The sequence below is a fragment of the Planobispora longispora genome, from assembly GCF_016863135.1.
In the GTDB taxonomy this organism is placed as follows: Bacteria; Actinomycetota; Actinomycetes; order Streptosporangiales; family Streptosporangiaceae; genus Planobispora; species Planobispora longispora.
Map to the genome: position 1 here is coordinate 274,971 of NZ_BOOH01000001.1, position 23,416 is coordinate 298,386.

General features: G+C 72.2%; 23 protein-coding genes. 10 read left to right on the forward strand and 13 right to left on the reverse strand.

Features of this window, described 5'->3' with window-relative positions; translation table 11 throughout:
- Positions 1–182: 182 nt before the first annotated feature.
- The 4 genes from Plo01_RS01230 (at position 183) to Plo01_RS01245 (ending at position 4,148) form a co-directional block, all read left to right on the forward strand.
- Entirely contained in the window at positions 183–1,658 is a 1,476-nt protein-coding gene (locus tag Plo01_RS01230) for an MFS transporter (RefSeq protein ID WP_203888556.1), read from the forward strand.
- A gap of 120 nt (positions 1,659–1,778) precedes the next feature.
- Positions 1,779–2,234, forward strand: coding sequence for a hypothetical protein (locus Plo01_RS01235; RefSeq protein ID WP_203888557.1), 456 nt, complete (start codon positions 1,779–1,781; stop codon positions 2,232–2,234).
- Positions 2,231–2,587, forward strand: a complete 357-nt coding sequence (locus Plo01_RS01240; protein ID WP_203888558.1) for a hypothetical protein — start codon at positions 2,231–2,233, stop codon at positions 2,585–2,587. The genes Plo01_RS01235 and Plo01_RS01240 overlap by 4 nt, the downstream gene beginning before the upstream one ends.
- Before the next feature lie 1,018 nt (positions 2,588–3,605).
- A complete protein-coding gene (locus Plo01_RS01245) occupies positions 3,606–4,148 on the forward strand; it encodes a hypothetical protein (RefSeq protein WP_203888559.1) in 543 nt (180 codons plus the stop codon).
- Between the two features lie 136 nt (positions 4,149–4,284).
- Here the strand turns inward: Plo01_RS01245 and Plo01_RS01250 are convergent, their stop codons facing one another.
- On the reverse strand, positions 4,285–5,517 hold the full coding sequence (locus Plo01_RS01250; RefSeq protein ID WP_203888560.1) for a cytochrome P450: 1,233 nt from the start codon (positions 5,515–5,517) through the stop codon (positions 4,285–4,287).
- A gap of 117 nt (positions 5,518–5,634) precedes the next feature.
- Between Plo01_RS01250 and Plo01_RS01255 the strand changes: the two genes are divergently transcribed.
- Positions 5,635–7,086, forward strand: coding sequence for an FG-GAP and VCBS repeat-containing protein (locus Plo01_RS01255; RefSeq protein ID WP_239315732.1), 1,452 nt, complete (start codon positions 5,635–5,637; stop codon positions 7,084–7,086).
- A 49-nt stretch (positions 7,087–7,135) separates the two neighbouring features.
- On the opposite strand, the gene Plo01_RS01260 is transcribed toward Plo01_RS01255, so the two are convergent.
- The 3 genes from Plo01_RS01260 to Plo01_RS01270 form a co-directional block, all read right to left on the reverse strand.
- Positions 7,136–7,657 carry a DUF11 domain-containing protein gene (locus Plo01_RS01260; RefSeq protein ID WP_203888561.1) on the reverse strand — a complete coding sequence of 174 codons (522 nt, stop codon included), beginning with the start codon at positions 7,655–7,657 and terminating at the stop codon, positions 7,136–7,138.
- Between the two features lie 61 nt (positions 7,658–7,718).
- Positions 7,719–9,296 (reverse strand): alkaline phosphatase D family protein, encoded by a 1,578-nt coding sequence (locus Plo01_RS01265; protein WP_203888562.1) that lies wholly within the window; start codon positions 9,294–9,296, stop codon positions 7,719–7,721.
- Positions 9,297–9,467: 171 nt separating this feature from the next.
- Positions 9,468–10,304 (reverse strand): hypothetical protein, encoded by an 837-nt coding sequence (locus Plo01_RS01270; protein ID WP_203888563.1) that lies wholly within the window; start codon positions 10,302–10,304, stop codon positions 9,468–9,470.
- A 292-nt stretch (positions 10,305–10,596) separates the two neighbouring features.
- Here Plo01_RS01270 and arfB point away from each other — a divergent pair, with 292 nt between their 5' ends.
- Entirely contained in the window at positions 10,597–11,016 is a 420-nt protein-coding gene (gene arfB / locus Plo01_RS01275) for an alternative ribosome rescue aminoacyl-tRNA hydrolase ArfB (RefSeq protein ID WP_203888564.1), read from the forward strand.
- Here arfB and Plo01_RS01280 read toward each other — a convergent pair.
- Positions 10,991–12,259: an MFS transporter gene (locus tag Plo01_RS01280; RefSeq protein WP_203888565.1), complete on the reverse strand. Its 1,269-nt coding sequence runs from the start codon at positions 12,257–12,259 to the stop codon at positions 10,991–10,993. The genes arfB and Plo01_RS01280 overlap by 26 nt on opposite strands.
- A 95-nt stretch (positions 12,260–12,354) precedes the next feature.
- On the opposite strand from Plo01_RS01280, the gene Plo01_RS01285 reads away from it, so the two are divergent.
- Positions 12,355–12,804: an NUDIX hydrolase gene (locus Plo01_RS01285; protein WP_203888566.1), complete on the forward strand. Its 450-nt coding sequence runs from the start codon at positions 12,355–12,357 to the stop codon at positions 12,802–12,804.
- Between the two features lie 4 nt (positions 12,805–12,808).
- Here the strand turns inward: Plo01_RS01285 and Plo01_RS01290 are convergent, their stop codons facing one another.
- The 4 genes from Plo01_RS01290 to Plo01_RS01305 form a co-directional block, all read right to left on the reverse strand.
- On the reverse strand, positions 12,809–13,708 hold the full coding sequence (locus Plo01_RS01290) for a TIGR03619 family F420-dependent LLM class oxidoreductase (RefSeq protein ID WP_203888567.1): 900 nt from the start codon (positions 13,706–13,708) through the stop codon (positions 12,809–12,811).
- A 49-nt stretch (positions 13,709–13,757) separates the two neighbouring features.
- Positions 13,758–14,390 carry a hypothetical protein gene (locus Plo01_RS01295; protein WP_203888568.1) on the reverse strand — a complete coding sequence of 211 codons (633 nt, stop codon included), beginning with the start codon at positions 14,388–14,390 and terminating at the stop codon, positions 13,758–13,760.
- A 44-nt stretch (positions 14,391–14,434) separates the two neighbouring features.
- Positions 14,435–15,217: an HAD-IIA family hydrolase gene (locus tag Plo01_RS01300; protein ID WP_203888569.1), complete on the reverse strand. Its 783-nt coding sequence runs from the start codon at positions 15,215–15,217 to the stop codon at positions 14,435–14,437.
- 165 nt (positions 15,218–15,382) lie between these two features.
- The gene (locus Plo01_RS01305; RefSeq protein WP_203888570.1) at positions 15,383–15,814 is read right to left on the reverse strand and encodes a nuclear transport factor 2 family protein; all 432 of its coding nucleotides are present in this window, start codon (positions 15,812–15,814) and stop codon (positions 15,383–15,385) included.
- Between the two features lie 185 nt (positions 15,815–15,999).
- Here Plo01_RS01305 and Plo01_RS01310 point away from each other — a divergent pair, with 185 nt between their 5' ends.
- Together Plo01_RS01310 and Plo01_RS01315 are read left to right on the forward strand one after the other, a co-directional pair.
- Complete coding sequence (locus tag Plo01_RS01310) at positions 16,000–16,914, forward strand: phosphotransferase (protein WP_203888571.1); 915 nt, start codon at positions 16,000–16,002, stop codon at positions 16,912–16,914.
- Between the two features lie 42 nt (positions 16,915–16,956).
- The gene (locus Plo01_RS01315; RefSeq protein WP_203888572.1) at positions 16,957–17,241 is read left to right on the forward strand and encodes a TFIIB-type zinc ribbon-containing protein; all 285 of its coding nucleotides are present in this window, start codon (positions 16,957–16,959) and stop codon (positions 17,239–17,241) included.
- Between the two features lie 164 nt (positions 17,242–17,405).
- Here Plo01_RS01315 and Plo01_RS01320 read toward each other — a convergent pair whose 3' ends face one another.
- The 3 genes from Plo01_RS01320 to Plo01_RS01330 all read right to left on the reverse strand — a co-directional run bounded on the left by Plo01_RS01320 (position 17,406) and on the right by Plo01_RS01330 (position 21,011).
- The gene (locus Plo01_RS01320) at positions 17,406–18,428 is read right to left on the reverse strand and encodes a hypothetical protein (protein ID WP_203888573.1); all 1,023 of its coding nucleotides are present in this window, start codon (positions 18,426–18,428) and stop codon (positions 17,406–17,408) included.
- 26 nt (positions 18,429–18,454) lie between these two features.
- Complete coding sequence (locus Plo01_RS01325) at positions 18,455–20,107, reverse strand: ABC-F family ATP-binding cassette domain-containing protein (protein WP_203888574.1); 1,653 nt, start codon at positions 20,105–20,107, stop codon at positions 18,455–18,457.
- A 364-nt stretch (positions 20,108–20,471) separates the two neighbouring features.
- Positions 20,472–21,011 (reverse strand): TetR/AcrR family transcriptional regulator, encoded by a 540-nt coding sequence (locus Plo01_RS01330; protein WP_203888575.1) that lies wholly within the window; start codon positions 21,009–21,011, stop codon positions 20,472–20,474.
- Positions 21,012–21,100: 89 nt separating this feature from the next.
- Between Plo01_RS01330 and Plo01_RS01335 the strand changes: the two genes are divergently transcribed.
- A complete protein-coding gene (locus Plo01_RS01335) occupies positions 21,101–22,948 on the forward strand; it encodes an AMP-dependent synthetase/ligase (RefSeq protein ID WP_239315734.1) in 1,848 nt (615 codons plus the stop codon).
- Here the strand turns inward: Plo01_RS01335 and Plo01_RS01340 are convergent.
- The gene (locus Plo01_RS01340; protein WP_203888576.1) at positions 22,921–23,385 is read right to left on the reverse strand and encodes a hypothetical protein; all 465 of its coding nucleotides are present in this window, start codon (positions 23,383–23,385) and stop codon (positions 22,921–22,923) included. The genes Plo01_RS01335 and Plo01_RS01340 overlap by 28 nt on opposite strands.
- Between the last annotated feature and the right edge of the window lie 31 nt (positions 23,386–23,416).

A 23,416-nucleotide genomic window follows, 5' to 3' on the forward strand; every position in this document is an offset into this window, starting at 1 on the left:
ACGGATCATGTCCTACCAGAGATAGCCGACGTTTCCTCTCACATACCCGGGCCCGCCGCCCGGGTGCGCGGCCGCCGGTGATCGGGAATCAGAAGGCGGCCTCCGTTGTTGCGGATCTCCTGTCACGACGGATCACCGGACGCCGCGGATGATCATCGCGGGCATCGGGAAGGACGGGCGCCATGGACAACGGCCACATCCGGTTCGCCTCGCCCGCCGGCCGGTGGGTCCTGCTCGCCACCGTGCTCGGCTCGGGGGTCGCCATGCTGGACGGCACGGTCGTCAACGTGGCGCTGCCCACGCTCGGCACGGCGCTCGGCGCCGACATGGCCGGTCTCCAGTGGACGGTCAACGCCTACACGCTCACGCTGGCGGGCCTGATCCTCCTCGGCGGCTCGCTCGGCGACCGGTACGGCAGGCGCAAGGTCTTCCTCGTCGGCGTCGTCTGGTTCGCGCTCGCCTCGGCCCTGTGCGGCCTGGCGCCCAACGTGGAGACGCTGATCGCGGCCCGGGCGCTGCAGGGCGTCGGCGGGGCGCTGCTCACCCCGGGCTCCCTGGCGATCATCCAGGCGTCCTTCGACCGCGAGGACCGGCCCCGGGCCATCGGCGCCTGGTCGGGGCTGGGCGGGGTCGCGGCGGCGGTCGGGCCGCTGCTCGGCGGGTGGCTGGTGGACACGGCCGGCTGGCGGTGGGTGTTCCTGATCAATCTTCCGCTGGCCGCGCTCGTCGTGGCGGTGACCGTGCGGCACGTGCCGGAGAGCAGGGACACCGAGGCCACCGGGCGCTTCGACGTGCTCGGCGCGGCGCTGGCCGCCCTGTCCCTGGCCGGGATCACCTACGGCCTCATCGATCTCCAGGTGCTCCCCCTCGTGGCGGGCGCGGTCCTCGGCGCGGTGTTCGTCGGGTCGCAGATCCGGCGCTCGCCGCGGGCGCTGGTGCCGGTCGGGGTGTTCTCCTCCCGCGTGTTCACCGCCGTCAACGTGGTCACCTTCGTCATGTACGCCGCGATGGGCGTGGTGTTCTTCCTGCTGGTCGTCCAGCTCCAGGTCTCCGCGGGATTCTCGCCGCTGACGGCCGGATCCTCGATGATCCCGATCACGGTCCTGATGCTGCTGCTGTCGGCCCGGGCCGGCGAGCTGGCCAAGCGGATCGGGCCGCGGATCCCGATGACCGCGGGCATCCTGCTCTGCGCCGCCGCGCTGCTCTGGATGGCCCGGATCGGGGAGGGCTCCGGCTACGTGGCGGACGTGCTGCTGCCGACGTCGCTGTTCGGCCTGGGCCTGTCCGCGGCGGTGGCCCCGCTCACCTCGACCGTGCTCGCCACCGCCGAGGACCGGTACGCCGGGGTGGCCAGCGGCGTCAACAACGCGGTGGCCCGCACCGGCGGGCTGCTCGCGGTGGCCGCGATCCCGCCGCTGGTGGGCCTGACCGGCGACGCCTTCACCTCCGCGAGCGTGTTCACCTCGGGCTTCCGCGCGACGATGCTGATCGGCGCGGCGATGATGGCGGTCTCCGCGCTGATCACCTTCCTCACCATCCGGGAGAACGTCCTGATCGCCTCCGAGCCCTGCATGAGCTGCCCGGTCGATGCCCCACCACCGGCCACCCCCGCCGGCGCGGCCCGCGGAGCGGAACCCGTCCCTCCGGCCCACCCCTGACCCCCGCCCGCGGCCGAGCAGGAGACTCATAATCCCTTGGTCGCGGGTTCGAGTCCCACGATGACCGACTCGGGTGTTCTTTACTTCGGAATGTGTTCCGAAGTACGGTGTGACATGGCCATGCCGACTGTTCCGTTCTCCGACCTCTCGAAGCACTCCAAGCAGGTCGCCGAGACCATCGACCGGTTCCACCGCGTGCATGTCAAACGCCGCGACGGAGAAGACCTGTTCATCTCCACGGCCCGGCACGACCGTCAGCGTGAGGAGACGGCGGATGTCGCCGCCCGCATGATCGCCGCACTCCTGGCCAGTGACGAGGGCGTCCGCGCGGTCCTGCACGCGCTGCCCGCGGTCTTCCCCTGGGTGCGGCACCTGTCCGCGGACGAGAGGCGCGAGTTCGTCCAGGAACTCGTCGACGCCACGCGAGACGCGGTCGATCTGGACGTCCATGCCACCTTGCACCGGGTCATCGTCGAGTGGCGTTCCACCGCCCGGATCCTGGCCGATCCCGCACTGACCGCACAACTCACTCGCCCGCTGCCGGGGGAGGACTACGGCGAGGTGACCGCGCCGTGAGCCCGAAACGCGGCGATGCCGCGGCTCCGCCGCCGGTGGGTGACGAATGGCAGCTGCGGTTCGCCACCAGCGAGGCGGCCAAGGGCTGGATCGACCTGTGCGCCGAGGCGGCGGGCAACACCCGGCGGTGCTTCGAGGCGTTGCGCGCGGATCCACTGTCTCAGGAGGAACCGGACCGGCAGCACCGGCTGCGCGGCCGTCTCGCTACCGGGACATTGGGCGGGCGCGAATATCCGCAGTGGGAGTATGAAGTCACCGCCGGTGGCCGGGTGCGTTATCTCGTTGACGAGTCTCGCCGGACCGTCCATCTCGTCTACGCCTCACCACGTCATCCGAAGGACACCGACGCCTGATCCCAGAGTTTTCCCTAGTGCGTTCCCCGAGGCGGGGCCACGCGCTCGCGCCTATCGTCGGCCGGACGGAGCCAACACGCGTGCCTCGACGACAGGTGACTCTCATGTTGGAAGATCTCGACCAGGTCTTCGCCTGGCTGCTCGCCGTACTCCTCTCCGCCGCCCAGCGCCTCCCCGACGCGGCGGCCCTGCTGGAGGACACGACGGCGGGGAGCGGTTCGGTCAAGGCAGGGCCGGCCGCCGCGTTCCCGGATGTCCCGCCGTTCCGGGTGCGCGTCGAGACCGAGATCATGGAGGTCACCGGCATCGCGGCGGACGGCGCGCTGATCGTGACGCGCGGCGTGGAGGACACCGCGGCCGCCGATCACACAACCGGCACGCAGGTGGAACCGATCCGCTGGTCTGACCGGCTCACTCCGGTTCCCGCCTTCTTCTACGAGCGGTACGCGGGAACGGCCACCGGCGTCGTCAACCCATGGACCCGTTTCGTCCTGCGCCGATGGAAGCAGAAGAGGCGGCGCTGCCCGATCGTGGTGGAGGCGTGGCGGCTCCGGGAGGGACAACCCGAGCGCATCCACACGATCCCGGCCGCCGATGGCCGGCCCGCCCGGCGTGCCGACAACGTATGGGGACATCGTGAGGTCGCCACGAACGAGCCGCGTTTCTACGTCCGGGACCTGACGCGCACGTGGCACCGCCCTGATCGCCCGCCTGTGGTCCCGTCCCGCCCGGAACTGGATGTGACGGGCGACTGGGCCACATACGCGACAGTCTGGGCGGGCCCGCGAGCCACCCCCGACGCCGGTCACACGTGGCGTCCGGAGGCGGAACTGCTGCCCGAGCACCTGCCGCCCGTTCGCGGCGACAGTTCGGGGCCCACACTGCAGCAGCTCGTGGACGCCGCCGAGCGACGTGGCCTCAGCACGTACAAGGTGGTGCGCGCGGTGAGCGAGGTCGAGGCCGTCGGTTATTTCGACGGGCTCAACGCCTACGACACCGCGTTCATGTCACTGGGCCCGTGCCACTGGACGGCGGGCGCGGCCGGCACGGCCTCCGAGGGAACCCCCGTGGGGACGGCGAGCTGTGGGGTTTCCTCAGCTATCTGCGGGCCGCCGACCGGAGCGCCTTCGATCGGGCCGTCGGCCGGTTCGGGCTCGACGTCGCCACCGACTGGGGGCAGAACGGCAAGGATCTGTTCTATGCGAACCAGCGCAAATACGTCTCCCGGCCGACCGTCCCGCAGGAGAACGGTCCCATGCGGGAGCTGCCGCAGGTGGTGGAGGAGTTCGACGTGTTCCGCGGCTGGCACTGGTTCTACCGCTTCCAGATGGCCGCCCGTACGGTGGACGGCTTCCGCCGCAGGATGTGGCACATGGCACGGCTGCGGCTCCGCGACATCGCCGAGACACCCTGGAACGGACCGGCGGAAGCACCCACGTGGACGGTCCCCGATCCGCAGGCTCCCGGCGGTCTCCGTCCCGCACGGATCAAAGACGTGATCACATCCGAGCGGGGCATGGCCCTGGTCTACCGGTGGCACATCAGCCTTCCCGTCCTCTGACTCATGCCGGGAGACCGCATGGGTCGCGAGTCGGGAACAGAAGGCGCGAGACGGTGTCCGCCTCGGCTTCAGCCGTCTGCCAGCCGGGCGACCGGTACCAGGCGTCACGGCGGTAACGATGGCGACCGCCACGGGGTCAGAAGGTGAAGCGCTGGGTGCGGACGCTGTTGTCGAAGTTGGACAGCAGCAGTTCCGGCTCGCCCACCGAGCGGATGCCGGGGAGGCGGGTGAACAGCTCCCGGAACATGGTGCGGATCTCCTGGCGGGCCAGGTTGGCGCCCAGGCAGAAGTGCGGGCCGGGGCCGCCGAAGCCGACGTGGGCCTTGGCGTCGCGGGTGATGTCGAAGCGGTCCGGATCGGGGAAGACCGCCTCGTCGCGGTTGGCGGAGCCGTAGAAGAGCACGACCTTGTCGCCGGGTTTCAGATGCAGGCCGCGCAGGTCGTAGTCCTGGGTGACGGTGCGGCGGAACTGCATGATGGGCGAGACGTGCCGGACCATCTCCTCGATCGCGCCGCCGATGCGCCCGTCGAAGTCCGCCAGCAGCAGCTCGCGCTGGTCCGGGTTGTCGGTGAGCAGCCTGATGCCGTGCGCCATGGTGTTGCGGGCGGTCTCGTTGCCCGCGACGAGCAGCAGGGCGAAGAACGAGCCCAGCTCGCGGTCGGTCAGCCTCTCGCCGTCCACGTTCGCGGTGACCAGCGCCGAGACCAGGTCGCCGCGGGGCTCGCGGGCGCGCTCCCGGCCCAGCTCGATCACCATGCGCTGCAGCGCCAGCAGGGCGAGCATGTTCTGCCCGGCCATCCGGAGGGTCTGCGGCAGGCTGGGCCGTACCCCGGTGTAGGCGGTGGAGACGTCGACGTGCCGGTGGACCTTTTCCCGCATGGCGTCGGGGATGCCCATCATGTCGCAGATGACGTGGATGGGCAGCCGGGCGGCCACCCGGGTGACGAAGTCGCCGCCGGGACCGGCCGCCACCACGTCGTCGACGATCCGCGTGCACGCCTTGTCGATGTCGCCCTGCAGGTTGGAGAGCATCTTCGGGCTGAACGCGCGGGAGACGATGCGGCGCAGCCGGGCGTGCCGGGGGTCGTCCATGTTGACCATCGACTCGCCGAAGACGTGCTTGACCCAGCCCGGCGGCTCGGGGTTGGTCACCGCGGGCTCGCTGGAGAACACCTTGGCGTTGCGGCTGGCCTCCACCACGTCGGCGTGGCGGACCAGCGCGTAGAACCCCTTGCCGGAGCGGAGCAGCGGCACCCGCTTCTCCTCGAAGAAAACCGGCGTGTCCAGGCGTCGCAGCCGGGTGAACGCCTCGTGACGCTCCGCGAGGGGACGCCGCCAGAATCCGAGATCGGCCAGGTCGATGTCCATGTCCCCATCCTGGCACGCGCGCTCCCGGAATCCCGGCACGTGCTCTACTCACCCCGGTCACGTGGATTTCATGTCCCGGTGGGTCGCGTGTCCGCGACGCCGGGAACCATCCCGGGTATGAGAGCCGCGCTCCTCGCCTCTGCCGTCCTCGCCCCCGCCATCCTCGCGACCCCCGCCTCCCCCGCTCCGGCCGTCTCCGGGCCCGCCTCCCCCGTCCCGGTCTCCCTCGTCGCGCGGGCCTGCTCCGGCGTGCCCTCCGACTTCGACGGCGACGGCCGCGCCGACCTCGCGATCGCCGCGCCGTACGCGACGGTGGGCGGCCGCTCACGGGCCGGATCCGTCACGGTCCTGTACGGCATGCGCGCCGAGCGGCGGCTCACCCAGGACGGTCCCGGCGTGCCCGGCGAGGCGGAGGCCGGGGACGCGTTCGGCTCGGCGGTGGCGGCCGGGGACTTCGACGGCGACGGCTGCGCCGACCTGGCCGTGGGTGTCTCCGAGGAGGACCGGCCGGGTCCCGGCTCCGACGGCAAGGGGGCCGTGCAGCTCTTCCGGGGCTCGCCGGACGGCCTGCGCCCCGGCGAGGTGATCGACTCCGGGGACCTCGGGCGCCAGCGCGGCCCTGACCGGTTCGGGGCCGCGCTGGCCGCCGGGGACCTGGACGGGGACGGCGACGACGAGCTGGTGATCGGGGTTCCCGGGCTGGGCGGGGGCGGCGTCGGGGTCTACGGGCACCGGGGGCGCAAGCCGTACGTGATCACGCAGGACAGCGGCTGGGTGGACCAGTCCGAGCGGAAGACCGACCAGTTCGGCCTGGTCCTGGCGACCGGGGACTTCGACGGCGACGGCCGGGCCGAGATCGCTGCGGGCGCGCCCGCCGACACGATCCTGAAGAACGGCCAGGGGTCGGTCACCGTGCTCGACGTCCGGCGGCGCCGGGCGGTGCAGCTCACCCAGGACAGTCCGTGGATCACCGGCCGCGCCGAGGCGTGGGATCTGTTCGGCGCGGCGCTGGCCACCGGCGACTTCAACGCCGACGGCCGCGCGGACCTGGCGATCGGGGTGCCCGGCGAGGGGCTGACCGCCGACCAGCGGGCGATGGACTACGGCGACGGCACCGTGGTGGTCGTCTACGGCGCCCGCGGGGGGCTGCGGACCGCGACCTCCGAGGCCTGGTCGCAGCGGGGGCTGAAGGGCCGTCCGCGCTACTCCGACCGGTTCGGCGCGGCGCTGGCCGCCGGGGACTTCAACGGCGACGGCGACGACGAGCTGGCGATCGGGGTGCCGGGCGAGAACGCCGTCCAGGTGCTCGCCGGCACCCGGTCCGGCGGGCTGACGAAGAAGAACAACCTGCTGGTCACCGGTCGCGGCGGGGACTTCGGCTCCGCTCTGGCCGCCGTCCCCGGACGGGACCTGGTCGTCGCGGCGCCGGGCGAGGGCAGGCTCACCCTGCTGCGCGGGAGCCTGCGCAAGGGGGCCTACCCGGGCCTGCGCCCGGCGACGGCGAGAACCTTCGCCACCGCCGCCGGGGACACGCTCTTCGGCTACGCGGTCACCCGGGCCGGGTCGTGACCCGGGTGGAGCGTCCCTCATGCGGTCCGGTCGTGAGCCGGAGCGGGCGTCACACGACCTTGCTCTTGAACTTCTTGAAGCGCATCTCGTCGATCAGCTCGTCCACGTCCACGTCCGGGCTGTCGGCGTAGGTCACGCCGAACTGCGTGGTGTAGGTGCCGCGCTTGGACGGCGAGAGCCAGGCGCGGACCGTCAGCGTGGTGGTGTCGCCGTTGTCCAGGGAGGCGATCCAGCAGCCGAGGGCACGGCCCTCGACGTCGCAGGTGATGCTCCGCGGCTTGCTGATCACCTTGATCTTGCGTGTCCCGGCCGGGAAGGCCCCGGCGAGCAGGGCGTACGCCTGGCCCTCGTACCCCTTGTTGGTGATCTTGAGTTTGTAGGTCGCGTAGCCGCCCCGGCGGAGGTACTTCTGGTAGTAGACCACGGCCTTGAACTGGGGCGCGGCCGTGGCGGCGGGGGCGGTGACCGCGGGGGCGGCGACGGCCGCCGCGGCCGGGCTCTGCACGAGGAGCGTGCCGCCCAGCACGAAGGCGGCGGCCGCGGCGGTGAACCGCGTGACGAAGTGACTCATGCGGCAGATCATTTCGCACACAACCGACATTTCGCCAATAAGATTCGTAACTCCCGCGCGGTCAGCGGGGATCGAGGGCGCTCTCACCCGACGGCACGGTGAACCGGGCGCCCGTCCCGGCCTCGGCCCCGCGGCGGCTGATGTAGTCCAGGACCCGGAAGTCGGCCTGGAGCTCCTCGGCCGTCAGGCGGCAGGCGATGTAGCCGCGCCGCTGGTCGAGGTAGGAGATGTGCCGGTTCTCGGTCGTCAGCCCGGCGACCCGGCCCTCGTCCCGGTAGCCGTCGCCGTCACTGGAGACGGACGAGGTCACCAGCTCCACCCCCACGCGGGGCGAGTCCGGGTCGTCGAAGTCGAGCCTGAGGTCGGCCGCGTGGTGCATGTGCGCGTCCCCGGTCAGCACCACCGGGTTGGACGCGCCGGAGTCGCGGAACCCGGTCAGCAGGCGGGTGCGCTCGGCGGCGTAGCCGTCCCAGGAGTCCAGGTTCACCTCGGTGCCCGGTCCCACCCGGTGGTCGCGCTGGGCCATGATGATCTGCTGGCCGACCAGGTTCCACCGGGCCTCGGAGGACGCGAGCCCGTCGAGCAGCCAGCGCCGCTGGTCCTCGCCCAGCAGGGTGCGCTCCGGCGCCAGCCGTTCGTCGCAGCCCGCCCTGACGCCGTCCTCGCAGGCCTGGTCGTCGCGGAACTGGCGGGTGTCGAGCAGGTGGAACCGGGCCAGCGGCCCCCAGTCCACCCGCCGGTGCACCCGCATCGACGCCCCGCCGGGCACGCTGGAGCGCCGCAGCGGCATGTTCTCGTAGTAGGCCCGGAAGGCGTTGGCCCTGCGCCGCGCGAACGCCGGCGCGCCGGTGCTGGAGACCCCCGCGGCCCAGTTGTTCTCGACCTCGTGGTCGTCGAAGGCGACCAGCCAGGGCGCGGCCGCGTGCGCGGCCTGCAGGTCGGGGTCGCTCTTGTACTGCGCGTGCCGCATCCGGTAGTCGGCCAGGGTCTCGCACTTGCCGGGCGTGTGCTGCCGTACGGCGCCGCCGATCGCGGTGTACCCCTGCGGCGCGTACTCGTACATGTAGTCGCCCAGGTGCACCACCAGCTCCGGCTCCTGCTCGGCCAGCCGGCGGTAGGCCGTGTAGTAGCCGTGCTCGTAGTGGGCGCACGCGGCCACGGCGAACGTCAGCGGGGACGGCGCGGCGTCCGCGGCCGGGGCGGTGCGGGTACGGCCCGGCGGCGACAGGTGCCCCTCGGCGCGGAAGCGGTAGAAGTACTCCCTGCCGGGCTCCAGCCCCTCCAGCTCGACGTGGACGCTGTGCGCCCGCTGCCAGCCCGCGGTCGCGGAGCCGGAGCGCACCACCTTCGTGAACCTCTCGTCGGCCGCCAGCTGCCAGCGCACCTCCACGTCCCGGGCCGGCATGGCGCCGCGGCCGTTCAGTCCGAACGGGTCGAGCGCGAGCCGGGTCCACAGCACGACCCCGTCCTGGGACGGATCACCGGAGGCGACCCCCAGGATGAACGGGTCGCCGGCGAGGGCGCGGGACCGCATGGCCGGGGTCACGCCCGCGGCCTGTCCCGTCCCGTTGAGCACCAGGCCGCTCGCACCCGCGGCGGCGACGGACATGAACACCCTGCGTGACAGACTCTGCTTCACCCGTCCAGTGCAGACGTTCCAGCTGTCGCGCCCATGACCTGGGATTCAAGGGGAAGTGAACAGTCATCGCACAGGAAAGCGCATTACCCACCGTGATTGAACGGAGGCAGGACTTCAGGTGACATCTCTCCCGCCGGACGGCGAAGATCCGCCGTCAGGGGCAGGGCTCCCTCAGGGCAGGTACGGCTTCAGGTGGTCGTTGAGGGCCCCGCAGCCGAGGTACTTCTCCACGGTGTGGAAGTCGATCCAGTCGAGGTTGACCATGAACTCCTGGTCCACCCCGGTGAAGCACGCCCGCAGGCTCGCCGGGATGGCCGCGATGTCGTCCTTGTCGGCGATGTTCACCCATCGCCGCACCTGACGGGGCCGCTGGCCCCAGCCGTTGACCGGGGAGGGCAGCAGGCGTTCGAAGACGACGTCGCGCATGCCGAGCGGGCTGCCGAGAGTGATCAGCAGTTCCACCTCCAGGTCCGGATTGGCCCAGAGCGTCTCGTAGGTCACCACGCTGCCCAGCGAGTGCGCGATCACCACCCTGGGCCGGTTGCGGCGGATCACCTCGGCCACGGCCGCCCTCGCCGCGGCCCGCGCCTCGCCGTCGGCGGTGAGGTAGGCGGCCACCTCGGGGGCGAAGAACCGGGCGAACTCGGCGGCGTTGCCCGCCAGACGCCCGAGCAGCCAGCCGGTCAGCCGGTGCAGCGCGCCGGTCAGCCCCTCCCCCACCCCGGCGAACTGCCGGGCCCAGGCCACGAAGACCTCCTGCTCCGGGGCGCTCATGCGCTGCACCGCGCGGGGCTCGTCGTCCTGTTTGGCCTCGCCCAGCAGGTGGGCGTAGTAGGCGACCTCGGTGACGTACCGCTGCCCGTTGTGCGGCGCGCCGCCGGTCAGCCCCCTGTGCAGGTAGCGGTCCCACTTGTCGCGCATCGCGGCGGCCGCCCCGGCCACCGAGTTCCCCGCGTCGCGGTAGTAGCGGTACTTGCCGATCCCGTGCACGCCGACGATCGCGTTCATGGCCCCTCGCCTCTCGTCCCCGGTGCGGCCGGCGCGCCGCCCCGGGAGTCACCGTCCGGGAAGTCGCCGTCCGAGGAGTCACTGTGACGGAAGGATGGCGACATCACAAGCCGCCCGGAATGGGTATAGCCCTCTGAATCCCCTGACGAGGCATAAATCATTTGAAATGTGGGTATCAGCCAACGTTACGCTGAACGTCCGTTCCCTGTGAGGGGCGTCCGCTCCCTCCATGGAAGACGTCCGCAGGAGACGCCCGAAGAAAACGTCCGTTCTCCCCGAGGAGTCGTCCGCCATGCCCGGTCCGCTTCAGATCAGCGGCTCGGTCTCCATCCCCGAGACCGAGCTCCAGTGGCGGTTCTCGCGTTCCTCGGGACCCGGCGGCCAGGGGGTCAACACCACCGACAGCCGGGCCGAGCTCAGCTTCGACCTGGCCGCCACCGAGTCCCTGCCTCCCCTGCTCAAGACCCGCGCCCTGGAGCGCCTCGCCTCCCGGCTGACCGGGGGCGTCATCACCATCGCCGCCTCCGAGTTCCGCTCCCAGCTCCGCAACCGCGAGGCCGCCGGGATGCGCCTGGCCCAGCTGCTGCGCGAGGCCGTCGCCCCGCCCCCGAAGAAGCGCCGCCCCACCAAGCCCAGCAGGGGCGCCGTCGAGCGCCGCATCGCCGCCAAGAAGCAGCGCTCCGATCTCAAGCGTCTCCGCCGGGAGATCTGACCGCGGCGTCGGCGGCGGCGAAGCGCCGGGCGGTGACCACCGTCGCCGCCCCGGCCAGGATGATGAGCCCGAACACCGTCATCGCGATCCGGAACCCGGCCGCCTCGCCCAGCGCGTACAGCGGGATCGCGGCCAGCGTGCTCCCCCCGAGGCAGAACACCGCCCACGCGTACGCCTGCGAGCGCACCTCCCCCGGGGAGACCCGGCCCACCAGCGACAGGTAGGGCGGCAGGAAGGCGCCGCCCCCCACCCCCATCACGAACATCACCACGAAGGCCACCGCCGGCCACGGCGACCAGCCCAGGACCAGCAGGCCCGAGGCGAACAGCAGCGCCGCCCGGCCGGCGACCGTCGCCACGCCGTGCCAGTCGTCCCGCGAGGAGGCCCGGGTCGCCTGGCGTCCGCCGACGAACAGACCCACCACCTGACCGGCGCCGGCCACGGTCAGCGCCGCGCCCCGCTCCGCCGCCCCGAGCGCGAAGACGTCGTCGAGGAACAGCGACAACATCTGCGGCAGCGCGACCAGCGCCATTCCCGACAGCAGCGCCGACAGCCACAGCCGCCGCAGCGTCCTGATCCGCAGCAGCAGCCGGGTGGCGACGGCGAACGGCAGCCCGCTCCCGTCGCTCCCGGCCGTGTGCGAGCGGGCGCGTCCGGGCTCGCGGAGCCGTACGGCCATGCCGAGCAGCAGGAACGTCGGGATCGACAGCAGGATGAACGCCAGGCGCCAGTCGTAGGCCGCGGCGAGGGCCCCGGCGACGATCGCGGAGACCTGGCTGAGCGGGTTGGCCAGCCGGTGGAACTGGAAGATCCGGGGGTGGACCCGCGGCGGGTAGTAGTCGGTGAGCAGGCTGGCGTGGACGACCTCGTTGCTCACCCGGCCGAGCCCGGCCAGCAGCCGCACCGCGAACAGCAGCGCCACCGTGGCGACCAGCCCGGTCAGCGCGCTCATCGTGCCCCACAGCAGCGCCGCCCCGGCCACCAGCCACACCCGGTTGACCCGGTCGGCGAGGTAGCCCAGCGGGACCGCCGCCAGCAGGATGAACACGCTGACGATCGAGCCGATCGCGCCGATCCCGGTGGCGCTGAGCCCGAACGCCTCGCGGATCTCCGGCGAGAGCGTGGCGAAGGCCAGCCGGTCGATCTCGTCGACGAAGTTGAGTCCGAACAGCACGGCGAGCGGGAAGGCGGGGGCTCCGCCGGTGACCGCGCCGAGGCGGCCCGGGACAACGGTTCTCGTCACAGAGGGCTCCCTCTTGACCGAATCTTGTTCCGTTGTCTAAATCCCGGCAGGGGGGCACGTCAAGAGAGAAAGGGAGGAATGCGAGAATTCTGAAGATGTCACTGGTCCCCAGCGTCCGCGCCGTCCTCCTCGACGGCGACCGCCTCGTGCTGTTCCGCCGCACCGTGCCCGGCAGGGAGCTCTACTGGTCGGCTCCGGGCGGCCACGTCGAGCCCGAGGACGCCTCCCTGGAGCACACCCTCCACCGCGAGCTGCTGGAGGAACTGGGCGCCACCGTCACCGACGTCACCCCGCTGACCACCCTGAGCTGCCCGCGCGAGGGACTCGTCAAGCTTCAGCACGTGTACGGCTGCCGCCTGGTCTCCATGGACCTCGCCCTGCGCAGCGGGCCCGAGTTCAGCGACCCGGCCAAGGGCGTCTACGAGGTGGTACGGCTCCCGCTCGACCCCGCCGAGATCACCGCCATCAACCTCATCCCCCCGGAGCTGGGCGACTATCTCGCCACCACCGTCACCCGTCTGCCGGAGCTGATCGGCCGGGAGTGACCGCTCAGGGCGCGAGGGCCTCCAGCGCGGCCTCGGCCCGGCGCATCGACTCCCCGGGATCGGCGTCGGGCGAGCCGATCCCCGGATCGAAGTTGAGATCGTGGAAGACGTCGGTCACCCCCTGCGCCGCCAGGACGTCCAGGTCCCCGCGGATCTCCTCGAACGAGCCGCTCAGCAGCCTGCGGCCGGGCTCGCCCGAGGGCCGGACCATGGTGACCGCCCGGGTGACGAAGCGCAGCGATCCGGGATCCCGCCCGGCGTCGCGGGCCGCCTCCTTGACGACGGAGATCTTCTTGCCGAGACCGGCCGGATCCTCCCGGCTCGCGCTCACCCAGCCGTCCGCCAGCCGCCCCGCGCGGCGCAGGGCCGCCTCCGCGCCCCCGCCCAGCAGGATCGGCGGCGGCGGGGCCGGCCGGGGATCCTGGTGCACCGGCGGCAGCCGGTAGAACTCGCCCTCGTGCCGCACGGTCTCCTCCGTCCAGAGCGCCCGCAGCACCTGGAGGAACTCCTCTGCGCGCCGGCCGCGCCGCTCGAACGGCACCCCCGAGGCGGCGAACTCCTCCGGCAGCCAGCCCAGCCCGAGCCCGGCGTCGAGCCTGCCACCGGAGACCGCCTGGAGGCTGGCGAGCTGCTTGGCCAGCAGCGCGGGCGAGAAGAACGGCATGTTCAGCACCGCCACCCCCAGCCGGATCCGGCTGGTCACCCCCGCGAGGTAGGCCAGCGCGACCACCGGATCGTGCACGCTGCGGTAGACGGGCCCCATCGCGTGCCCCTCGGGGTACAGCAGCCGCTGGAACGTCCACACCTCGTGGTAGCCCAGCGCCTCGGCCCTGCGAGCGATCCGGGCCATGTTGGCGGGCGTCGCCCACGACCCCGACACCGGTGCCGCGAATCCGATTCTCATACGGGAACCCTACGCGGCGGGCCGCCCGCGGGCGATCATCCCCGCCGGATCAGAGACGGCGGTCCTGCATCTCCCAGAGATGGTCGATGACGTGCCAGGCCATGCGGCGGACGGCGTACCGGGCGGGCCAGCCGCCCGGCCTGAGCGGCCCGCCGTCCGACGGCCGGGACAGCACCTCGGCGATCTCCGCCCGCATGGCCGCCAGTCCCCCGGCGTCGTGGAACGGCTTGTGCCGGACGCCGATCTTGCGGGCGTAGGCGCGCTCGGCCTCGACCACGTGACCGACCATCTTGTCGCGGTCCCGGCCGCCGCCGCGCGGGCCCTTGCGCAGCTCCTGCGGGGAGTCCGCGGCGGTCTCGCCGAACAGCTCCCACGCCGCCCGCAGCAGGGCCGTGGCCCGGCGCGCCTCCTCCTCGCCCACCGGGACGGAGTCGAGCTCGGGAACGGCCTCGATGGCCCCGAAGTCGGTGGTCGTGCCGCCTGCGACCCGCTCCACGACCACCGGGTCGCCCGGCTCGAACACCAGCCCGGCCCGCTCGGCGACGGTCCGGTAGCGCGGCGCGTAGAGCATGAGCGCCTCCAGCGCCGCCTCCTCCGACTTCCCGATCCGGCACCAGCCGGGCCACTCCGCCGAGCAGGCGAAGACCTTCTTGGGGCCGATCTCCAGATAGACGTTCGTCATACCGGGAAGCCTCGCACCGATAGGTGACAGATGCCGTCAGGAACTCAATCGATCATGTCGATCAGGTCGGCGACCGAGTCGACCACCTGGGACGGGCGGAACGGGTAGCGGTCCACCTGCTCCTTGGCCATCACGCCGGTGAGCACCAGGATCGTGTGCAGCCCCGCCTCCATGCCGGAGACGATGTCGGTGTCCATCCGGTCGCCGATCATCGCGGTGCTCTCGCTGTGCCCGTCGATGGCCCGCAGCGCGCTGCGCATCATCATCGGGTTGGGCTTGCCCACGAAGTACGGCTCCACGCCCGTCGCCTTGGTGATCAGCGCCGCGACCGCCCCGCAGGCCGGCAGGGAGCCCTCGTTGGAGGGACCGACCGGGTCGGGGTTGGTGGCGATGAAGCGGGCGCCGCCCTCGATCAGCCGGATCGCCCGCGTTATCTGGGTGAAGCTGTAGGTGCGGGTCTCGCCGAGGACCACGTAGTCGGGGTCGATGTCGGTCAGGACGTAACCGATCTCGTGCAGGGCGGTGGTCAGCCCGGCCTCGCCGACCGCGTAGGCCGAGCCGCCCGGACGCTGGTCGTCGAGGAACTTCGCGGTGGCCAGGGCCGAGGTCCAGATCGCCTCCGGCGGCACCTCGAGGCCCGCGGCGCGCAGCCGTACGGCCAGGTCGCGCGGGGTGTAGATGGAGTTGTTGGTGAGCACCATGAACCGCTTGCCGCTCTCGCGCAGGCGGCGGATGAACTCGTCGGCCCCGGGCACGGGGTGCCCCTCGTGGACGAGGACCCCGTCCATGTCCGACAACCAGCACTCGATCGGCTTACGGTCGTTCACCGTTCCCCCGCGTTCATCCCAATAGCCCAGACAGTAGGAAACCAGGATGACAGGTGCGGAGCGCTCGCCGTGCAGCGTCACCGCCGGGCGTCGCCGCACGGTGCCACCGCCCGGCATCGCCCGGCGTCGCCGCACGTCACCGCGCGGTTCGCGGGCCGGTCGGCGTCACTGCACGGTGCGCCAGGCCTGCTCCTCGACGAGTTCCCTGCTCCGCCAGCCGTACATCGTGCGGATCATGCGGTGGTGGTACCAGCCGCCGCCCCGGACGAATCCGGCCGCGTCGGCGGCGACCATCTCCCTGGACGGCGCCAGCGTGTCGGTGAAGGAGGCCGTGACCAGGGCCTCCTCCCCCTCGAAGCGGACGGCCGTCGTCCCGATCAGGTGCTGCCTGCCCGGCCACTGGGACAGCACCTCGGCCAGCCACGCCCGCACCTCGTCCCGGGTTCCCTTGATCCCCCCGGCCGCCGTGTAGTCGATCACCGCGTCGGGGGTGAACACCAGGTCGAGGCGGCCCCAGTCGCCGGTGTCGATGGCGTGGGTGTAGCGGGCCAGCACGTCGCCGATCTCCAGGCGGTCCGCGATCTCCTGTGGTCTCATGCCCCACATCCAACCAAACGCTTGGTATGCGCGGGAGGCCCTGAATCCCACTCCTCGCGGATCTCCTCCGTCGGCGCGGCGAGGCTTTCCCCGACGCTCGCGCGGGTTCTGCATGCGAACGACCACGCTCCTTTACATCGTAGATTCGGTGCTGGAACGGTCCCGGCCTGTGATTCACTTGCCGGGTGAGCGAGAGCGACGATCTCATCGGCGAACTGGGCCGGATCGGCCTCCGGTACGGCGACGCGCCCCCCGAGGTGCTGCCGACCCGCCCGGACGTGGTCATCCTCCGGGCCGGCTCCGTCGTGGTCAAGGCGCACGCCCCCGGAGCCGCCGGGGAGCCGCTGGCGCTGCGGATGCGCGCCGCCCGCCACCCGGCGCTGCGCGGGATCCTGCTGGAGCCGGTGACCGAGGAGGTCATGGAGGCGCACGGCAGGCTGGTCACCGTCTGGCCGACCGGCGTCCCGGTGGATCACGACGCCCCGGAGGCCGCCCCCTGGGAGGCCGGCGCCCGGCTGCTGGCCAGGATGCACGCCGTGCATCCCGAGGCCCTCCCCCCGCTCCCCGCCTCGGGCGGGCCCCCGCGGGTGGGCGAGGTCGTCGCCCGGATGAAGGGCGGTTCGGCGGCCGAGCGCGTCGTGCGCCGCGCCTTCGACTGCCTGCCCGGCCTCGGCTCCGCCCCCGCGACCGGAGACGTCCCCCGGTTGCTGGCGCACGGCGACTGGCACATGGGGCAGATGGTCCGCCACGGGGGCGAGTGGATCCTCATCGACGCCGACGACATGGGCGTCGGGGACCCCGCCTGGGATCTGGCCAGGCCGGCGGCGTGGTTCGCGGCCGGGCTGCTGGACCCGCAGGCCTGGCACCGCTTCCTGGGGGCCTACCGCGCCGAGGGCGGGTGCGCGGTCCCGCCGGACGGCGACCCGTGGGAGCGGCTGGAGGTCCCGGCCCAGGCGCTGACCGTACAGCTCGCGGCGGCGGCGGTGGCGACGGCGGCGCGGCAGGAGCGGGAATTGGACGAGGTAGAGAGCGTGCTGATCGATACCTGCCAAAGGATTGTTAAGTTCCGTAGCGCCTGCCATAGTGTGGCGACGCAGTAAGTTGTGGGTACGACCCGACGCCCAGGCAAGGAGATCGACCAAATGCAGTGCCCGAAGTGTCGCGGCAACATGCGCACTTATGAGCGCAATGGTGTCCATATCGACCAGTGCGACGGCTGTCGCGGGATCTTCCTGGACTACGGCGAGCTCGAGACCCTGACCCGCATGGAGAGCCAGTGGTCCCAGCAGCACGCCACTCCCGCGCCTCCGCCTCCTCCGCCTCCCGCCCACGGCGCTCCCGGCTGGGGCGCTCCGGCCCCGCACTACGGCGGCCACTACGGCCACCACCGTCACCGCAGCTGGGTCGGCATGCTCTTCTCCACCTGATCCGATCAGGGGGGACGAGGCCCCGTCCGGGCTGACGACGAGACCGCGATCTCAGCGAGATCGCGGTCTTCGTGTTCTCCGGCCGGATCGCACGCGGAGCGGCTTCTCCGGCGGGGGGCACGCGGAGAAGACTCTCCGGCGGGACCCCCGCGGGACGGCGGGGCCTACTTGGGGAAGGCGTCCGGCTTGACCGGCTTGGACTGGACGGTGCCGCCCTTGACGGCGTGCAGGGTGAGCGTCCAGTTGTTCCAGCGGACATACCCTCCGGAGTAGGTGGTCTTGAAGGGCACCTTCTTGCCGAACTCCGTGAAGTCGCACGAGCGGGTGAACGCGCGGGCCTTGCCGTCCCAGTCGGCGCCCGTGGTGTAGAAGACCCGGTAGGTGCCGTCACGCATGCCGCTGATCGTCGTCCTGCCCTTCTTCCGCACGTAGAAGGAGAGCACCCGCTTGCCGCCGCGCGTCACCACCACGACGGCGTCCTGCTTGCCGCCGTTGTGGACCTTCATCGAGCCGCGGCCGGTGCGGCTCTCGGACTTGATGATCTTCCCGTTGGACAGGCGGCGGTTCTTGCGCTCGGCGACCTTCACCGAGATCACGTCGGCCGGGTACCCCTCCAGCCCCTTGGCGGCGGTCTTCATCTGGGACAGCCGCCCGAGCTTCTCCAGCTCGGCCAGGACCGAGGAGCCGGTGCACACCTTCTGCGACTCCACGTCCCAGCGGGCCGCGCCGACGGCGTCGGCGAACTCGCGCAGCGCTCCCACGTAGGTGCCGTGCTGGGCCGCCAGCTCGGGCGGCGGCGTCAGCCCCGACAGGCGGGCGACGGCGTCGTCCGCCGCGCTCGCGGTGCTCTCGACCCGGCGGTCGAGGCTCTTGAGCCCGCCGGTGCCCGCCAGCTTCCGCAGCGCCTCCTTGACGGGCTTGCCCGCCTTCTCCAGCTCGGCCCGGTAGGCCTCGGCCGTCAGCGCCGACGGGGAGGGCGCGGCGGACGGGCCCGCGGTGGAGGGGGCCGCGGACGGGTCCCCGCCGGAGGCGTCGCCCGCCCCGCCGAAGGAGCCCACGACCCCGCCCGCGGTGGCCTGCCCGCGCACGGGCTCCCGCTCGGGAACGAAGGAAGAACACGCGGTCAGGGCGAACACGGTGACCACGGCGCATGGCAGCAGACGGCGAGCAGCCGGGGGGATACTCATCTGCCCCACTATCTCCGGATCGATCCTTATGAGTCAAACTCCTTTGATTCCACCTTTACCCCCTCCTTCCCTTCCTCCGACAGCCTTCCCGCACGATCGAGGACCAGCCGGCGGGTGATCCCCGCGGCCTCCAGGAACGGCAGGTCGTGGCTGGCCACGATGAGCGCCCCCCGGTACGCCTCCAGCGCCTGCGCGAGCCGGCGGACGCTGGCCAGGTCGAGGTTGTTGGTCGGCTCGTCGAGCAACAGCAGCCACGGCGGCGGCTCCGCCGAGAGCAGCGCCGCCAGCACCGCGCGGAAGCGCTCGCCGCCCGAGAGCGCCCCGGCGGGCAGGTCGGCCCGCCCGCCCCGGAACAGGAAGCGGGCGAGCCTCGCCCGCAGCGCGTTGACCGGGGCCGACGGCGCGAACCGGCGCACGTTGTCCACCACGCTCAGCGTGTCGTCCAGCAGGTCCAGCCGCTGCGGCAGGTACCCCACGCCGGGGACGCCCACCTCGACCGAGCCCTCCGCCGGATCCAGCTCCCCGGCGATCGTGCGCAGCAGCGTGGTCTTGCCGGACCCGTTGGGGCCGAGCAGCGCGATCCGCTCGGGCCCCCGCACGACCAGTTCCTCCACCGTCGTCCCGCTCACGGTCCGCACGTCGGTGAGGGTCAGCACGGTCTTGCCCGCGGGCACGGCCGTCTCGGGCAGCGCGATGCGGATCACGGCGTCGTCGCGTACGGCCGCCTCCGCCTCGCCGAGCCGCTCGCGGGCCCCGGCGAGCTTGGCGGCGTGCATGTTGCGGTGCTTGCCCGCCGCCACCTGCGCCTGCCGCTTGCGCTCCTGCATGATGATCTTCGGTTCCCGTTTCTGCTCGTACATCTTGTTCCCGTAGCGGACCCGGCGGGCCAGTTTCACCTGGGCCCGCTCCCATTCGCGCTTCTGGCGGCGCACGTCGGACTCGGCGACCCGGACCATGCGCTCGGCGGCCTCCTGCTCGGCGGCGAGCATCTCCTCGTAGGCCGGGAGGTTGCCGCCGTACATCCGGACCGCGCCGCCGGTCAGGTCGGCGATGGCGTCCACCCGCTCCAGCAGGGCGCGGTCATGGCTGACCACCACCAGAATCCCGGTCCACGACTCCACCGCCGCGTACAGCCGGTGGCGCGCGTCGAGGTCGAGGTTGTTGGTCGGCTCGTCCAGCAGCAGCACGTCCGGACCGCGCAGGAACAGCGCGGCCAGCCCGACCATGACGGTCTCGCCGCCGGACAGCGTCGCCACCGTCCGGTCGAGGCCGACGTGGTCCAGGCCGAGCCGGTCGAGCTCGGCGCGGGCGCGTTCCTCGACGTCCCAGTCGTCGCCGACGACGGCGAAGTTCTCCTCCGAGACGTCCCCGCGCTCGATGGCCAGCAGCGCGGCCCGCCGCTCCGCGATGCCCAGCAGCTCGGAGACGGTGCGATCGGTGCCCAGCGGGAGGTTCTGCGGCAGGTAGCCGACCTCTCCGGTGACCGCGACGGAGCCCCCGGCGGGGGTGAGCTCGCCGGCGATCAGCCGCAGGAGGGTGGACTTGCCCGAGCCGTTGACCCCGATCAGGCCGGTGCGGCCGGACGGGAACGCGGCGTCGAGGTCCTCCAGGACGGTCGTGCCGTCCGGCCAGGTGTAGGAGAGGCTGTCGCAGACGATCGAGAAAGAGGGGAAAGACATGAGGCGGCTCCCAGAATGTGTCGTGATTTATCGAGACACGGGGACACCGCAGGCACGCACGCCTTCAGAGGGAGACCACGCGAGGGCACGGAAGGCTCCACGCGGGAGAAGCCGTCGCCGGAGAACGGCGGGACGGGTCCGCTGAGGTCGGGTGCGCGCCGGGCCGACGAACGGCTCGCATGGCACGGTGTCCGGAACCTCAGATCTCCAACGGACGCTCCCGGGGGACGGCAGTACGACGCTCCACAGGCTACTGATGCGACTAAAGTCGCGTCAAGGGTTTTCGGAAAACTTCCGGATCTTCACCCGTCCGGCGCGGGCCACGGCCGGGCGATCGCCCAGACCGCGCGCACGCCGGCCCTGGTCACGGCCGGACGATCGCCCAGACCGCGTACTCGACCTCCGGCCGGATCGCCTTCAGGTCGAACCCCTCGGGGTCGGCCAGATAGCGCCGGGCGCACTCGTGGACCGGGGCCATGACCACCGCGTCCAGCGCCCAGAGCGGGACCGGGCGCAGCTCGCCGCGCGCCGTACGCGCCGCGAACCACTCCCCCAGCGGGGCCATGACCCGCGCCTTGAACTCCGCCTTGCCGTTCTCCTCGATCAGGCCGGCGACCGAGGCCCGGTAGACGAACTCCGCGCGGGTCGGCTCGGCCACGACCCAGTCGAGGAAGCGCCCGGCCAGGTCGGGCACGACGGTCCAGGCCGGGCGGTCGTCGAGGGCGGGAAGCATCGCCCCGACGAGCTCGGCGAAGCTCTCCCTGTACAGCGCGCCGACGACACCGCCGCGACTGCCGAAGTGGTGGTAGATGCTCCCGTTCGAGGCCCCGGAGACCTCGGCGAGGCGGCTGATCGTCATCGCCTCCAGGCCGCCCTCGGACACGATCCGCAGCGCCGCACTCATGACCGCTTCACGCGTGGCGCCGTTCGCCACCGCTCCACCCCCGATTGCTAGAGTGACGCTCTAGAGGGCCACTCCAGCGGAGGTGCGTCATGAGCGTCGAGTTCACCGGTTCCCTGCCCGCGATGTTGCGGAGCCGAATCCGAGCGACACCGTACACGGAGGCGTTCCGCCACCCCGCGACAGACCGCTGGAACTCGCTCACCTGGACGGAGCTCGGCGAGCGGGTCCGCGCCCTGGCGCTGGGCCTGCGCGCGCTCGGCTCCGATCCCGGCACCCGGGTGGCGGTGCTCTGCGGGACCCGCGTGGAGTGGATCCTGGCGGATCTGGCGATCCTGTCCACCGGGGCCGCGACCACCGCCGTCTACCCCTCGAACACCGCCGCGGAGTGCGCATTCATCCTCTCCGACTCCGGCAGCGTGCTGGTCGTCGCGGAGAACGACGCGCAGGTGGCCAAGCTCCGCTCCGTCAGGAGCGAGATCCCCGCCGTCAAGCACGTGATCGTCATCGACGGCGAGGCGGACGAGGAGGGCTGGGTGCTCACCCTCGACCAGGTCGCACGGGTGGACCCGGACATCGCCGGGCTGACGGACGGGGCCGCCGCGGACGAGACCTCCACCGGGGGAGAGACCGCCTACGACCGGATGGTGGACGCCGTCACCGAGGACGACCTGGCCACCCTGATCTACACCTCGGGCACGACCGGCCGCCCCAAGGGCGTGGAGCTGACCCACGGCAACTGGCTGGGCGCCGCCCGCGCCGTCACGGAGGTCGGCTTGATCACCCCGGACGACCTGCACTTCCTCTGGCTGCCGATGTCCCACTCGTTCGGCAAGCTGCTGGAGGTGGCGGTGATCGCGGCGGGCACGCCGACCGTGATCGACGGCCGCCTGGACCACATCTCCGCCAACCTCGGCGTCGTCCGGCCCACCGTGATGGCCGCCGCGCCCCGGATCTTCGAGAAGATCCACAACACCGTGGCGGCGACCGTGCAGCGCGAGGGCGGGATCAAGCTGCGGCTGTTCCGCTGGGCGCGGGCCGTCGGAATCGAGGTCAGCCGCGCCCGGCAGGAGGGCCGCGCCCTCTCCCCCGGCCTGCGGGCCCGCCACGCGCTCGCCGACCGGCTGGTCTTCGCCAGGCTCCGCGCCCGGTTCGGCGGGCGGGTGCGCTACTTCATCTCCGGCTCGGCGCCGCTCTCGCGGGAGATGGCCGAGTTCTTCGACGCGGCCGGGCTGACGATCCTGGAGGGGTACGGCCTGACCGAGTCGTCGGCCGGCAGCTTCGTCAACCGGCCCGGGGAGGTGAAGTTCGGCACGGTCGGCCCGCCGCTGCCCGGCGTCACCGTGCGGATCGCCGAGGACGGGGAGATCCTGATCGGCGGGCACGGCGTCATGCGCGGCTACCACGGCCTGCCCGAGGAGACCGCCGAGGCGCTCCGGGACGGCTGGCTGCACACCGGCGACATCGGCGAGCTCGACGAGGCCGGGCGGCTGCGCATCACCGACCGGAAGAAGGAGCTGATCAAGACCTCCGGCGGCAAGTACGTCGCGCCGCAGCACCTGGAGGGCCGGATCAAGGCCGCCTGCCCGTTCCTGTCCCACGTCGTCGTCCACGGCGACCGCCGCAACTACTGCACGGCGCTGGTGACGCTGGACCCCGACGTGACCGGCCCCTGGGCGCGGGCCGAGGGCCTGCCGTCCGACCCGGCCGAGCTGTGCTCGCACCCGAGGATGCGCGAGGAGGTACGGCGGGCGATCGAGGCCGTCAACGCCGATCTGGCCGGCTACGAGACCGTCAAGGAGTTCGTGATCCTGGAGGGCGACTTCACCGTGGAGAGCGGCGAGCTGACCCCCAGCATGAAGGTCCGCCGCCGCGAGGTGGAGGAGCGCTACCGCGACACCCTCGACTCCCTCTACGAGGGTTCCGTGAAACGGCTCTGACCGCCGGGTCCCCGAGTGCCCCGGCGGACGCGCGCGGCCGGTCGGGGGCGGCCGCGCGCCGTGCGGCCGCCGGGGCGGCGGAGCCAGACGGCGAGCCAGGCGATCTCGGCCGCCGCGTCGAGCAGGTAGGTGGGCCGGATCCGGCCGCGCGGCACGTAGACCAGGTCGACGGCCAGGAGGGTCGCCGCGGTGGCGACCCCGATCCGCCGGGCGTCGCGCAGGCCCGCCGGGGTGGCCTCGGCCCGCAGCTGGGTCCAGCCCACTCCGAGCAGCAGCCCGGCCACCGTGCGGACGAGCCAGTCGTCCTGCTTGGGCCCGAAGACCTTCTCGAAGCTGGGCAGGTGCAGCAGGGGCCAGAGCCCCGAGGCCACGTTGAACGCCCCCTGCGCCCGCGCCCGCCGGAGCCCGTCCGGCCGGCCGTCCCCGTCCTTTCCCATGCCCGGGACGCTGCCCCCTCCCCACCCGGGC